This is a genomic window from Amycolatopsis sp. NPDC004378 (assembly GCF_053602455.1).
The window spans coordinates 141,427-154,977 of record NZ_JBSGDR010000013.1 but is presented as its reverse complement, the minus strand read 5'-3'; the positions used below and the strand labels follow the sequence as shown (position 1 = coordinate 154,977).

Annotated in this window: 12 protein-coding genes and 1 pseudogene; 3 read left to right on the top strand and 10 right to left on the bottom strand. The window is 70.8% G+C overall.

The genetic code is table 11. The features are described from left to right. Positions 1-91: 91 nt before the first annotated feature. Complete coding sequence (locus tag ACWEN0_RS31965) at positions 92-904, bottom strand: siderophore-interacting protein (RefSeq protein WP_451981966.1); 813 nt, start codon at positions 902-904, stop codon at positions 92-94. Continuing rightward, on the bottom strand, positions 901-3,174 hold the full coding sequence (locus ACWEN0_RS31960; RefSeq protein ID WP_451981963.1) for an ATP-binding cassette domain-containing protein: 2,274 nt from the start codon (positions 3,172-3,174) through the stop codon (positions 901-903). Before ACWEN0_RS31960 ends, ACWEN0_RS31965 begins: the two co-directional genes overlap by 4 nt. A 77-nt stretch (positions 3,175-3,251) precedes the next feature. Between ACWEN0_RS31960 and ACWEN0_RS31955 the strand changes: the two genes are divergently transcribed. After that, entirely contained in the window at positions 3,252-4,031 is a 780-nt protein-coding gene (locus tag ACWEN0_RS31955; protein WP_451981960.1) for a TetR/AcrR family transcriptional regulator C-terminal domain-containing protein, read from the top strand. A gap of 13 nt (positions 4,032-4,044) precedes the next feature. Here ACWEN0_RS31955 and ACWEN0_RS31950 read toward each other — a convergent pair whose 3' ends face one another. The 8 genes and pseudogenes from ACWEN0_RS31950 to ACWEN0_RS31915 all read right to left on the bottom strand — a co-directional run bounded on the left by ACWEN0_RS31950 (position 4,045) and on the right by ACWEN0_RS31915 (position 11,857). Further along, the gene (locus tag ACWEN0_RS31950) at positions 4,045-4,899 is read right to left on the bottom strand and encodes a hypothetical protein (RefSeq protein ID WP_451981957.1); all 855 of its coding nucleotides are present in this window, start codon (positions 4,897-4,899) and stop codon (positions 4,045-4,047) included. Positions 4,900-4,984: 85 nt separating this feature from the next. Next, a complete protein-coding gene (locus tag ACWEN0_RS31945) occupies positions 4,985-5,737 on the bottom strand; it encodes a methyltransferase domain-containing protein (RefSeq protein WP_451982250.1) in 753 nt (250 codons plus the stop codon). A gap of 39 nt (positions 5,738-5,776) precedes the next feature. Further along, positions 5,777-5,929 (bottom strand): annotated as a pseudogene (locus ACWEN0_RS31940) (putative acetyltransferase); the annotation flags it as partial. Then, positions 5,926-6,156, bottom strand: a complete 231-nt coding sequence (locus ACWEN0_RS31935) for a glutaredoxin domain-containing protein (RefSeq protein WP_451981954.1) — start codon at positions 6,154-6,156, stop codon at positions 5,926-5,928. The pseudogene ACWEN0_RS31940 and the gene ACWEN0_RS31935, both read right to left, overlap by 4 nt. Further along, positions 6,153-8,261: a phage holin family protein gene (locus ACWEN0_RS31930; protein WP_451981951.1), complete on the bottom strand. Its 2,109-nt coding sequence runs from the start codon at positions 8,259-8,261 to the stop codon at positions 6,153-6,155. The genes ACWEN0_RS31935 and ACWEN0_RS31930 overlap by 4 nt, the downstream gene beginning before the upstream one ends. Continuing rightward, positions 8,258-8,851 carry a DedA family protein gene (locus tag ACWEN0_RS31925; protein WP_451981948.1) on the bottom strand — a complete coding sequence of 198 codons (594 nt, stop codon included), beginning with the start codon at positions 8,849-8,851 and terminating at the stop codon, positions 8,258-8,260. Before ACWEN0_RS31925 ends, ACWEN0_RS31930 begins: the two co-directional genes overlap by 4 nt. Beyond that, positions 8,848-9,639 carry an MBL fold metallo-hydrolase gene (locus tag ACWEN0_RS31920; RefSeq protein WP_451981945.1) on the bottom strand — a complete coding sequence of 264 codons (792 nt, stop codon included), beginning with the start codon at positions 9,637-9,639 and terminating at the stop codon, positions 8,848-8,850. The genes ACWEN0_RS31925 and ACWEN0_RS31920 overlap by 4 nt, the downstream gene beginning before the upstream one ends. A gap of 61 nt (positions 9,640-9,700) precedes the next feature. Continuing rightward, complete coding sequence (locus tag ACWEN0_RS31915; protein ID WP_451981942.1) at positions 9,701-11,857, bottom strand: terpene synthase family protein; 2,157 nt, start codon at positions 11,855-11,857, stop codon at positions 9,701-9,703. 167 nt (positions 11,858-12,024) lie between these two features. Between ACWEN0_RS31915 and ACWEN0_RS31910 the strand changes: the two genes are divergently transcribed. Next, on the top strand, positions 12,025-12,321 hold the full coding sequence (locus ACWEN0_RS31910; RefSeq protein ID WP_451981939.1) for a GNAT family N-acetyltransferase: 297 nt from the start codon (positions 12,025-12,027) through the stop codon (positions 12,319-12,321). A gap of 162 nt (positions 12,322-12,483) precedes the next feature. Beyond that, positions 12,484-13,500 (top strand): S1 family peptidase, encoded by a 1,017-nt coding sequence (locus tag ACWEN0_RS31905; RefSeq protein ID WP_451981936.1) that lies wholly within the window; start codon positions 12,484-12,486, stop codon positions 13,498-13,500. Positions 13,501-13,551 lie beyond the last annotated feature (51 nt).

The window sequence follows — 13,551 nt, the reverse complement described above, 5'->3', positions numbered from 1 at the left end:
GCCCGATCACGGTCGCTCCGGGGTCCGGCCCCGGCAAGCACCGGGACCGGATACCTCCCCTTCGGGCAGCCTTGTCCGCCCCCGCGGCCGATCAGCCCACCGGTGGTTCGCCCGCTCGGGCGAGCAGTTCGGCGGCGTCGGCCAGGTCCTCGGTGGTCGGCGCGTCGTCCTGGGTCAGCCGGCGGCGCCAGTACCCGGTGAACTCGATTGCCCGCTTCTCGAGCCCGCGTTCGCCGACGAGGTGCCGCCGCAGCGACCGCACCATCCCCGCTTCGCCCGCGAGCCACGCCGAAACCGAACCTTTGGGGAACTTCACCGCTCGGACGGCCTCCAGCAGCTTGACGCCGTGCCCGGCGCCGTCGCGGTGCACCCAGTGGACGGGCAGCGGCTGTTCCTCGGCCGCGTCCGGGACCTCGACGAACGCCACGGCGTTGTCCACTTCGGACAGGATGCCGGCGATGGCGGGCACCGCGGTCTCGTCCCCGGCGAGCACCAGGGTGTCCGCGGTGGACAGTGCGCGGCGGTAGGCGGCGTCCGGGCCGTACCGGCCGAGCACGTCACCCTCCTTCGCGGTCCCGGCCCACGCTGTGGCCGGGCCCGCGGTGCCGTCGTGCAGCACGAACTCGACGTCGATCGTGGCGCGCTCCCGCGAGCGCACCGTGTAGCTGCGCATCACCGGGCGTTCGTCCTCGGGGATCGCGAGGTACGCCTGGTACCAGCGCATGACGTCGTCGTCGGGTTCGGGGAGCCGCACCGGGCGGCCCGGCGGCGGGAACAGGAGCTTGAGCTGCTGGTCGGGCCACGGTTCGAGGTCGGCCAGTCCGTCGCCGGTGAAGGTGACGCGCACGGTGCGCGGTGTCGGCTTGCGCACCGCGGTGACTTCGAGCAGTCCGGTCGGGTTCACGGCTTCCCCAGGTATTCGCGCAGGTGGCGGGCGGTGAGCGTGGACGCGCCGGCCACCAGTTCGGCGGGCGTCCCGGTGAAGACGACCCGGCCGCCGTCGTGGCCGGCGCCGGGGCCGAGGTCGATCAGCCAGTCCGCGTGGGCCATCACGGCCTGGTGGTGCTCGATGACGATGACCGTGTTGCCCGCGTCGACGATCCGGTCGAGCAGCGCGAGCAGCTGGTCGACGTCGGCGAGGTGCAGCCCGGTCGTCGGCTCGTCGAGGATGTAGGTCGAGCCCTTCCCGGCCATCCGGATCGCGAGCTTGAGCCGCTGCCGCTCGCCGCCGGAGAGCGTGGTGAGCGGCTGCCCGAGCGTCAGGTAGCCGAGGCCGACGTCGGCGAGCCGGTCGAGCACCTTCCGCGCGGTGCCGGCCGGGAAGAACTCCCGCGCCTCGGCGACGGACATGCCGAGGACCTCGCTGATGTTCCTGCCGCGCAGTTCGAACGTGAGCACCTTGGGCGTGAACCGCTTGCCCTCGCACTCTTCGCAGGTCGACGCGACACCGGCCATCATCGCCAGGTCCGTGTAGATCACGCCGAGGCCCTTGCACTGCGGGCACGCGCCTTCGGAGTTGGCGCTGAACAGGCTCGCCTTGACGCCGTTGGCCTTGGCGAACGCCGTCCGGATCGGGTCGAGCAGGCCGGTGTAGGTGGCCGGGTTGGACCGCCGGGAGCCGCGGATCGCCGACTGGTCGACCACGACGACGTCCTCGCGGTGCGCGAGCGAGCCGTGGATCAGCGAGCTCTTGCCGGACCCGGCCACGCCGGTCACCACGGTCAGCACGCCGAGCGGGAGGTCGACACTGACGTCACGCAGGTTGTGCAGCTTCGCGCCGGTGATGCTCAGGTGACCCGACGGCGTGCGGACCTCTTGCCGGAGCGTCACGCGGTGGTCGAGGTGGCGGCCGGTGAGCGTGCCGGACGCGCGCAGGCCGTCGAGGTCGCCGGTGTAGCAGAGCCGGCCACCGTCGGCGCCCGCGCCGGGACCGAGGTCGACGACGTGGTCGGCGATCCGGATGGTCTCCGGCTTGTGCTCGACGACCAGGATCGTGTTCCCCTTGTCCCGCAGGCAAAGGAGCAGGTTGTTCATCCGCTCGATGTCGTGCGGGTGCAGCCCGACGGTCGGCTCGTCGAAGACGTACGTGACGTCGGTGAGGCTGGATCCCAGGTGCCGCACCATCTTCACGCGCTGCGCCTCGCCGCCCGAGAGCGTCGCGGATTCGCGGTCCAGCGACAGGTAGCCGAGGCCGATTTCGACGAGCGAGTCGAGCGTGTCGCGCAGGTTGCCCAGCAGCGGCCGGATCGACGGCGCGTCGAGGTTCCGGACGAACTCGGCGAGGTCGCTGATCTGGAGGGCGGCGCAGTCGGCGATGTTCTTGCCGTCGATCTTCGCGGACAGCGCGGCCGGGTTCAGCCGGGCGCCACCGCAGGCGTCGCAGGTCTTGAACGTCGCGGCCTGCTCGATGAACGCGCGCAGCCGCGGTTGCAGCGACTCGGTGTCCTTCTGCAGGTAAAGCCGGCGGACCTTCACCGCGAGCCCCTCGTAGGTGACGGTGGTCTTGCCGACCTTCACCTTGCACGGGCCCTTGTGCAGCAGGTCGTCGAGCTGCGCGGGCGTGAAGTCGCGGATCCTGGTGTCGGGGTCGAAGAAACCGCAGGAGAGGTAGGTCTGCACGTACCAGTTGTCCGGCGTGAAGCCGGGGACGAGGATCGCGCCGTCGTGCAGGGACTTGTCGAAGTCGAGCAGGGCGTTCACGTCGAGGTCGGACACCCGGCCGAGGCCCTCGCAGGCCGGGCACATGCCCTCGGGCAGGTTGAAGCTGAACGCGCCGGACGTGCCGACGTGCGGCTCGCCCAGGCGCGAGAAAGCGATCCGCAGCATCGCGTAGGCGTCGGTCGCGGTGCCGACCGTCGAGCGCGAGTTGGCGCCCATCCGCTCCTGGTCGACGACGATGGCCGCGCTCAGGTTCTCGAGCAGGTCGACGTCCGGGCGCGACAGGCTCGGCATGAACGACTGGAGGAAGGCGCTGTAGGTCTCGTTGATCAGCCGCTGGGACTCGGCCGCGATGGTGCCGAAGACCAGGGACGACTTGCCGGAGCCGGACACGCCCGTGAACACCGTGAGCCGGCGCTTCGGGATGTCCAGGTCGATGCCGGCGAGGTTGTTCTCCCGGGCTCCCCGGACCTCGATCACGTCGTGGGTGTCGGCGGCCCGCCTGGGTGAGGTCATACCGTCCTTCTTTGATACTTTAGGCCGTATAGTGATTTTCGATCGTACATTACTTTATGGTGTAAGGAGTCGGCAAGGTGGTCGTCTTCGCGGGTCAGGGCGACGCCCGGCGGTCCATGGAACTGCTGTGGGGGCCGCGCGTGGTCGCGCCGCGCACGGGCCCCGGGCCCAAACCGGGCCTGTCGGTGGAGGCGATCGTCGCGGCGGCGATCGAGATCGCGGACGCCGACGGCATGGCGGCGCTGTCGATGCGCTCGGTCGGTGAGCGCCTGGGCCGGACGGCGATGGCTTTGTACACCTACGTGCCGGGCAAGACCGAGCTGGTCGACCTGATGTACGACCGGACGCTGGGGGAGCTGCCGTCGTCGTTCGCGTCTTCCGACGGCTGGCGGGCGGCCGCATCGGCGCTGGCCGACGCGCTGTGGGACCTGCACCTGCGGCACCCGTGGCTCCTGCAGGTCTCGCCGGCGCGCCCGGTGCTCGGGCCGGGGGAGTTCCACGTCCAGGAGACGCTGCTGTCGGTCCTGGCGACGACCGGCTTGCCCCTGGCGCGGGTCCGGTGGGTGGTGTCGGCGCTGTTCAACATCGTCCGCGGCTCGGTCCAGACGGCGGCGGAGTCCCGCCAGGCGGCCCGCGAGACGGGACTGTCCGAAGAGGACTGGTGGTACGCGCGGTCGGCCCTGCTGGGCGAGCTGGCCCCGGACCTGGCGGCCCGGTTTCCCACGGTGGCGCGGCTGAGCGCACCGGTGGAGGCCTCGGACGAGCCCTACCTGGAGCGGGAGGCCCGGCAGTCGTTCGAGGCGGGGCTGGAGCTGCTGCTGGACGGCGTCGAAGCGGCGATCGTCAAGCTGAGCTGACTTGGCATTCGGGTTAAGGGGATTCGCTTCGAACCGTCGGTCGCTCCGCCGCCAGCAGTTTTGACGAGTTCAAGGTTGTGTGGGACGAAAGGCCGAGAGCTGGCAGGATGTCGTGCGGCAATCGGGCCAGGTCGGGGTTCCGGTCGAGCGTGAGCTGCTGAGCGGGAGTGAGTTGATGAACGACGAGTGATCCGTCCACTTTGACGATCAGGAGCGCCTGCACTCGGATCACGACGTTCTCGTATCGTTCGATCGAGGTCAGCAGTGGCCCCAGGTTCTGCATTAGGGTCGCGGTGTTCTGCGCGTTCGAGGCGTTCACCAATCGTGACGTGGCTGCTTGGGCCCCCAAGGTGAGTGCGTCCTGGCCGACATGGGGCGCGGTTGCCTGCGCGAAAAGGGCGCGCATCCGGCGGAACCATGAGCCAGAGACGGGTTCTTCCGCGTCAACGATGACGCCACCGGCGAACTCGACTAAAGCGACCACTTCACGTTCGACTCGCGATACTCCCTCTTGGTCATCCAGATAAATTGACACGTCGGCCAAAAGATTGTCAGGAATGCGGGCGATGATCGCTTCGACGAGGTTGCTCTGGTGAACAGCTATTCCAGCGATGTGGATCGCCTGTCCGACCAAGCTGAGAAGGTTGTTTCGAGCATGTCGAACTGTCGCCGTCGGGCGCTGGTGTTCGAAGTCGGCGAGTGTCTGCTCGGCGGTCTTTCGAAACTTCTCTGCCTCCGCTTTCAGGATGGAGAGCGCCTCTCCTGGAATCCTGATAGTCGATCTTGGAACATCTCTGACGTACGTTGATACCGATCGTTCGCTGATCGCTTCCTGGGTTGGCGTCCTGGGGAAATCACTATCAGCCATATCTCATTTTTAGCTGAGAGTGGGGTGCGTCGCTATGGGCCGTAAGGTCGATTTCGACCGCTGGACGGCGTCGAAGCGGCGATCGTCAAGGCTTCCGGGCTTCGATGAGGAACCTCGTCGTGTGGGCGACGAACGGGCCGTCGCGCTCGATCCTCTCGTGCAGCTCGCGCAGCCGGCCGCGGTACTGGGCCACGGTGAACCCCGGGACCATCCAGATCACCTTGCGCAGGAAGTAGACCACGGCACCGACGTCGAAGAACTCGGTGCGCAGGGACTCCGACCGCAGATCGGTGACTTCGAGGCCCGCCGCTTCGGCCGCCGCCACGGCCCGGCCGGGGTGGCGGCTGTTGCGGGTTTCCGGCTCCTGCGGGCCCAGGAAGAACTCGACCAGCTCGAACACGCTCGCCGGGCCGACCTGCTGCGAGAAGTAGCTCCCGCCGGGCCGCAGGACGCGGGCGATCTCGGCCCACGCCGTCGTCACGGGGTGGCGGCTGGAGACGAGGTCGAACACGTCGTCGCCGAAGGGGACGCCCTCGGTGGCCACGACGACCACCCCGCGCGACCGCAGCCGCGCGCTCGCCTTGGCGACGTTCGGCGGCCACGACTCGGTGGCGGCCATGAGCGGCGGCAGCGACGGGCAGCCGTCGAGCACCTCGCCGCCGCCGGTCTCCAGGTCGAGGGCCGCCTCGGCCGTGGCGAGACGCTCGCCGAGCAGCCGCTGGTAACCCCAGGACGGACGGGCTTCGGTGGCGCGGCCGTCGAGCCAGGAGAAGTCCCAGCCGTCGACGGACACCGCGTCGGCTTCGGCCACGAGCGCGTCGAACCGCGACGCCCGCACCGGCGGTGGCGGCACGGGCTTGGCGAGGGCGACGCGGTCGAACGCCACGACGACCGGCCCGCGCCGGGTGTCCACGGTGCAGGTGGTTTCGTCGCGGGCCACGAGGTTCCCGAGCGCGTCGGTGAACCCGCCCTCGACCCGGTAGCGGACGACGACCCGCGTGCCGAGCGGCAGTTCGCGCAACAGCTTCACAGGCGCTCGCTCAGCTCGTCGTCCGACGGCTCGACCAGGAACGTGCCGTCGGCGAACACGATCGTCGGGATCCGGCGCTCGCCGTCTTGCAGCTCGCGCACCCGCGCTTCGGCGGCCGCGTCGGCTTCGACGTCCACATAGGAGTATTCGACGCCCTCGCGGTCGAGCAGCGCGCGGCTGCGCTTCACGTCCGGGCACCAGGAAGCGCCGTACACCGTCAAACTCACGAAACAACCTCCGAAACAGCGTCGGGAACGGGCGAAGGGTGGCCCAGCTCGGTCAGCCAGCCGCGGAACACCCGGTGCAGTGCCTCCGCCCCGACGACCTCGCCGGGGACCGCGAACTCCCGCGGGTGCACCACGAAACCGCGTTGCTGCGGCCCGCCCAGGCCGCCGTGGGAACCCACGTGCGTCTCGAACGGGGACGCCTGGTCGGAATCCGGGTCGTAGCGGCTGTTGATCATCACGTCCGCGCAGTGCGGGAACGTGTCGACCCGCCGGACCAGGTCCGCCGCGTGCGGACCGTACGGCAGCAGCGGGTCTTCGCCGATCACCACGCCGGTCGCCAGCCGGTGCAGGCCGTCGCGGCCCAGGACCACCGGGCCGAACTCGCGGCTGCGGACCAGCAGGAACCCGACGCCGTCGTGGTCGACCAGCGACGGCAGCAGGTCCGGGAACTCGCGCTCGATCGTCTCCAGCTCGACGCGGCCCTCGTGCTCGGTGAACGACACCATCGCGACGTGCCCGGACACGACCACCACCACGCCGGGCGCCACGCGCGTGACCGCGCCGGGGGAGCCGGATGTCGTGCGCGGCCGGTCTTCGGCGCACTCCGCGTCCTCCACCCGGGCACGCAGCCGGCGCGCGATCAGGCCGCCGCCCTTCGTCGCCTCCGCCAGTGCCGCGTTGATCTGCCAGCTCTCGGCTTGGCGGCGCTTGCCCGACGGCGCCGACGGCGAACCGCCGCACAGCCGTCCGACGTACGCCTCGATCGTCTCGCCGAACCGCTGCGAAAACGCTTGCCCCTGCGTCTGGCCGTGGTCCGAGAGCACGACGAGGTGGTAGCGGCGCGGGGCGAGCCGCGAAGCCCGGTGCAGCCGCGCGATCTGCTGGTCGATCGAGCGCAGCACCGACAGCGTGTCGAACCGTTCGATGCCCGAGTGGTGCGCGACCTCGTCGTAGCCGAGGAAGTCCGCGTACACCACCGGCCGCCCGGCGAGCATGTCGCCGAGGATCGCCGAGACGACGACGTCGCGCGCGATCACCGTCGTGCCCGGGCGGGCCAGCGGGTACCAGCCGCCGCGCGGCACCCGCGGCACCACGCCGGCGCGGCGCTGGCGCACCGACGCACTGATCTCGCGGAAGACGTCGACCAGCGCGACGACCAGCGTGCGCAGCGCGTTGACCGGGTTCGCGAAGTACGCGTAGTAGCCCGCGCCGATCCGGTCGCGGTTGCGGTGGCGCAGGCCCTTCGGCACCAGCACCGGGATCGAGCTCATCGTGAGGCTGACGTGTGCGGCGTCGCCGGAGAAGAGGTTGCCGCGGCTCGCGCCGTCGCCGGAGAGGAGGCCGCGCCCGTCGGAGTGCCGCCGTTCGATCTCGGCCGCGTCGGTCGGGTGCGCGCACGCCATGACGTGGTCGCGGTCCTTTTCGTACCAGCGGAACCCGAGGATGTCCTGGTTGGAGCCGTGCAGGATGCCGCAGACGCTCGCCCCGGTCTGCGAGCTCCAGTCGGTGTGCCAGCGCGTCAGCGTGTGGCTGCCTTCGGCGAGCCAGGCGGCGAACGTCGGCATGTCGCCGTCGCGGACCGCGCGGCGCGCCGTGTCGTAGCCGAGGCCGTCGATCTGGAGGAACAGCACGCCGGGCGGCAGTTCGCCCTGGCCGGGCGCGGGGGCGTGGCGACGGCGGCGCCGGTTGGCGCGGCGGAAGAAGATCTCGTCCTCGTCGACGGCCAAGGCCGTCGAGATGAGCGCGCCTACCCCCGCCATCGCCACGGTGACGATCACCGCGGTCCGGAACCCGACCAGTTCGACGCCGGGGATCGTGCGGAACACAGCGAGGGTGCCCGCGCCGAGCAGCAGGAACCCGAAGAGGCCGAAGGTGAAGAAGGCCAGCGGGTAGGCGATCCGCATGACGAGCGGCCAGACCACGCCGACGAGCAGGCCGAGCACGAGCGCGCACACCGTCGGCTGCCACCAGTGCGTCATCCGGAAACCGGGCAGCAGCACGTCGAGCAGCCGCAACGCGCCCGTCACGGCGGCCCACACCAGCAGGATGCGGGCGACAGCCCGGCCGCCGCGCAGCAGCCGGCCCTTCGGCGCGGACGTCGTCACACTCGCTCCTTCGCCTTGCGTCGCCACTTCGCGATCAGGTTCGCCAGCACGGTGACCAGCAGGACCAGCACCGTCGCCAGCACCGTCGCCAGGACCGTCGCGATGACCGGTGAGTCGAAGATGCCGCCGCTGACGATCCCGAGCAGGGCGTACGCGGTCGCCCAGAGCACGCACGCGCCGAGGGCGGCGGGCAGCAGGCGCCGCCACGGGTAGCTCAGCGCCGCGGCCGCCAGCAGGACCGGGATCCGGCCGGCCGGGACGAGCCGGCCGACGACGACGAGCTGCCAGCCGCGGCGGGCGAACTGGGCACGGGCCTTTTCCAGCCGTTCGGCGGGCTGGCGGCGGCTGATCCAGCGGAACGCGGCTTCGCTGCCCAGGCGCGGAATCCCGAACGTCACGACGTCGCCGAGGTACGCGCCGAGCGTGGCCAGCACGATGACCAGCGGCAGGGACAGGTGGTCCGTGGTCGTCGCGACGGCGGCCGCGGCGCCGACGACCGCCCCGGTGGGCACGATCGGGATGATCGAGCCGAGCAGCACGCCGCCGAACAGGGCCGGGTACCCGATGGCGGCCGGGTCGGTCCAGCTCACGCCCGGTCCGTCGGCGCGGGGAGCACGACTTCGGCGCCGGGCTCGGTGAACAGGACCTCGGTGGCGATGGCCGAGTTGCGCACCTCGGCGGCGAACACCCGCGGCGGGTCCGCGAGCAGCCGCCGCATCCGCGCGGTGCGCCTCAGGCCGGGCACCGCGAGGGTGCCCCAGTGCACGGGGACCGCGGCCCGGGCCTGGACGCGTCGCGCGGCTTCCGCGGCACGCGCCGGATCGAGGTGGCCCGGCCCGAGGTTCGGCCCCCAGCCCCAGACGGGCAGGAGCGCGACGTCGACCGGCCCGAAGTCCGCCATCCCGTCGAAGAGGTCGGTGTCGCCGGCGTTGTAGACCTTCTTGCCGGCGCTCTCGATGAGGTGCCCGATCGCCGGGCTCTGCGGGCCGTGCGTGAGGCGCGGGCCCCACCGGTGTCCGGAGTGGACGGCCCGGGTGGCGGTGACGGTGAGGCCGCCCTCGTCGAGCGTCTCCCCGGGCGCGATCTCTTCGGTCCGGGGGAACCCCTTCTTGGCGAGCCAGGCCCCGGCACCGCGCGGGACGACGACGCGGGTCCGCTTCCCCAGCAGCTTCAGCGACGGCAGGTGCAGGTGGTCGCCGTGCAGGTGCGAGACGAGCACGAGGTCGACGTCGGCGTAGGTCTCGGGCGGCGGTGGCGGCACGACCCGGGTGAGCCCGCCGACGCGCGCGGTGAGCACGGGATCGGTCAGGACGACGTGGCCACCGAGTTCCAACCGGACGGTCGAATGGCCGAGGAAACGCAGGTTGAAGCCGCTCACGGTGTCGAGTATCGCCCTCCCGCCGGCCGCACGCCCCTCGGAGTGGCGCGAACAACGCCTCTCAGCGACCAGTGGGCAGCAGGGACGAGATACGCAGCGAGGACGTCCCGAGGCCCGTCGGGCCGCCGAGGACGGTCGCCGCCATCGGGTGGTAGCGCGCCTCGGTCTCCGTGTAGCGGCCCACGTTCTCGTGCCAGTTCAGCGTCGCGGCCATCCGGTCGCGCAGCTCCGCGACGTACCCGTGCAGTGACTCCCGCACGTCCGGCGCCACGTCGTAGTCGCGCAGCAACGCGGGCAACTCGACCGAAGCCGCGTGCCGGAACTCCGCCAGCCGCGCCTCGATCAGGTCCGCCACCACCGCGAACGCCCGCTCCTCCGTGCAGTCGAGGAAGTTGCGCACCACCAGGACGCCGTTGTTGAGCTCGCCCTCGAACTGGATTTCCTTCCGGTACGAGAACACGTCGTTGAGCAGGCCGCAGTAGTCGGCCGCCGCGTGCTCGACCGCCTGCACCGGACGGGTCCGGCGCAGCGCCGCCGGCACCGCGCCGGCGAACCGCGAGAGGCTCGTCGCCAGGCCCGAGCCGGACGTCCGCCGCCGCATCTCGACGTAGTCGATCGGGTCCGGGATGCGGTTGCCCGCCTGGTTGGCCAGCTCCCACAGCCAGCTCGACGTCATCGCGTCGACGGCCCGGCGCACGGCGTCCCGGTCGGTCGTCCGCGCCCAGACGTCGGCGAGTGCCCTCTCCACCGGCGTCGAAGGCGCCGAACCGGCCATGATCGACGACAGCCGGAGGTTGCCCGCCTTCGCCGCCGCGAGGTCGCGGGTCGCGCCGTACACCATCGGGTAGTAGTCGTCGGCGTACGCGACCCAGGTCAGCCAGTCGCTCGCGACGTCGAGCTGCCCGGCGGTCGCCTCCGGGTGACTGCCCGCCGCGCGCAGCGGCAGGTCGGCCGCGCGCAGCTTGCGCTCGTCCCACACGACGCCGTCGAGGAGGCCCGTCCGCCGCGCCCAGTCGACGTTGCGCGTGCGGCACGCGTCCAGGTGCGGGTTCGACCGCAGCGGGAACGGCGCCGCGAACGACGGCCGTGGCACCGAAACCTCGCGGAACGGCGTGTGCCCGTACGCGCGCAGCCGTTGCGGCGCGGTGGCGAGCACCGAGGTGAAGACGCGGGCCGCCGACGTCCCGAGGCCGGTCGCGCCGCGGCCCGCCAGCGCGCCGTTGTTCATGTACCGGCTGGATCGCAGGTGCCACTCGTGCCCGCCGGACTGCCAGTCCTGCAAGCCTTTGACGTACGCGAACGTGGCCGCGCGGGCGGCTGGGTCGACGCCGTGCTCGTCGAACAGCGTCGGCACCTCGGTGAGCGCGGTGTGCTCGAACTGGTGCAGCCGCGAGGTGATCAGGTCGTTGACGGCGTCGGCCGCCTCCTGCGTCGAGAGCCCGAGGAACTTCTCGAACACCAGCACGCCGTTGGACAGCTCGCCCTCGTCCTGCACCTCCCGCTGGTAGGAGAACAGGTCGTTGCGCAGGTGCACGCTGTCGGCGAAGCAGTCGCGCAGGACTTCCATGGCCCGGGATGCGGCGATCCCGTCCGGCACTTCGGCGTGCATCGAGTGTTCGACGAGGTTCGCCGACCACGGCGCGCCGCCGACCTTCCGCCGCATCTCGACGTACTCGATGGGGTTGGCGAGCCGGCCTTCGTTGATGTTCGCCAGCTCCCACAACGACTCTTCGAGCAGCGCCTTCGTGCTCTCGACGAACCGGCGCCGCCAGCCGGCCGAGCGCTGCGGGACGGTCCGGTTCCACAGGTCGGTCAGGCCGCGCTCGACCGGGTTCTCCGGCGTCGCGGTGATCTCGCCTTCGGCGGGCATGAACCGCTCGATCCGGTCGAGGTACGTGCGCGCGCTGTCGATGTCGCCGGTGCGCTTGTACAGCTCGAGGAAATGGTCGTCGAAGTAGAAGACCCAGACGTACCAGTCGGTGATCAGATCGAGCTCGCCGGCGCCGGCGTCCGGGTGCGTGTACGCGCACAGCAGCGCGTAGTCGTGGGAATCGAGGTCGTGCTCGGTCCAGATCACCGTGCCGTGCTGCGGCACGTCGACCATGTCCATGCCGCTCGCCCACGCCTTGCTGTGCGCGCGGGCGCGATCGAGGTGCGGGTTCAGCCGCGCCGGGTGGGGGAGGTAGAACTCGGGGAGGGCGAACGGCTGCTGAGGCACCCCGTGAGGCAACCAAACGCCGCCGGTGCCCGCCAAGGGGCGCGGCCGGGATGCACACGAACGTGCCGGGCGCGTCCCCCGGGCGGCCCAGTGACGTTCACGACCCGGATAGCACCCGGGCGTCCGCCGTCGCACGATGGAGGACGTACCCCGAGCGAGGAGAGCCGATGACCGACGAGACCCGAGTGGTCGACAATCCCGACGAAGGCCGCTACGAGCTGTGGGCGGGGGAGAAGCTGGCGGGGATGGCGTTCTACGACGAGCGCGGCGACCTGACGGTGTTCACCCACACCGAGATCGACGACGCCTTCTCCGGCCAGGGCCTGGGCAAGGTCCTCGCCGCCGGCGCGCTGGACGACGTCGTGGCGAAGGGCCGGACGATCGTGCCGGTCTGCCCCTTCATCGCCGGATACCTGCGGAAGCACCCGGACTACGAGCCGCACGTCCGCTGGCCCAAAGGCTGACTGTTACGCCGAAAGCGGCAATGTCACTGGACCGTTCGGGGCCAGGATGAGCGGTATGTCCGGATCTATTGGTTATTAACCAACCTTCGTCGGTGTTGCGTTGGTTGCCCGGCAACGAAAGTGACCGGCGCAGGCTTCGAACCGGCAAACTGGAGGAAGTTGATGACTCCCCGGAAGACCGCCCTCAAGACCTTCGCCGTCTTGTCGGCCGCCGCGCTGACGAGCGGCGTGTGCGCGTCGGCCGCCACTGCGTCCCCGCTGGCCCTCTCGGAACTCCAGGCCCACGCGATCACGAACGCGACGCAGGTCGCGCAGTCGCTGGGCGCCGCCTCCGGTGGCATCTATCTGGAGAACGGCAAGGCCGTCGTGAACGTCGTCGACGACGCCGCGGCGCAGAAGGTGCAGGCCGCCGGCCTGACCGTGAAGAAGGTCAAGCACACCTTCGCCGCGCTCACCGGCGTCAAGAACCAGCTGGACGCGGTGAAGAACGTCCCGCAGACCGCGTGGGGCATCGACACCAAGACCAACCAGGTCGTGGTGAAGGTCTACGACGCGGCCAGCAAGGAGACCGCCGACAAGGTCACCGCGGCCGCTGCGAAGTACGGCGACAGCGTCCGCGTCGAGCACCGCACCGGCAAGCTGGAACTGCACATCCAGGACGGCGACGCGATCCAGAACGACCAGGGCCGCTGCTCGCTGGGCTTCAACGTGACGCGCGGCGGTTCGCCGTTCCTGCTCACCGCGGGCCACTGCACGAACCTCGGCGGCACCTGGGCCGGTGGTGACGTCTCCGGGGCCCAGGTCGTCGAGAGCGACTGCCCCGGCGCCGACTCCGGCCTGCTGACCCGCCCGAACGGCTCCGGCCCCGGCGAGATCAACACCGGCCAGAAGATCACCTCGGCGGCCGAGCCGACCGTCGGTGAGCAGATGCAGAAGCAGGGCTCGACCACCGGTGGCGGCAGCGGCCAGGTCACCTCGGTCGACGAGTCGGTCAACTTCGACGTCGGCGTGCTCAACCACGAGTTCGGCACCACCGCGCACACCGACCACGGTGACTCGGGCGGCCCGGCGTACGACGGCGAGAAGGGCCTCGGCACGCTGTCCGGCGGCGACACCGTGACCAGCTACTTCTACCCGCTCACCCTGGAGCTGCAGGCCTACGGCCTCCAGCTCGCCTGAGAAAAGAGCCCGCAGGGCCCCTTCACGCGCGTCGAGGGCGTGTGAAGGGGC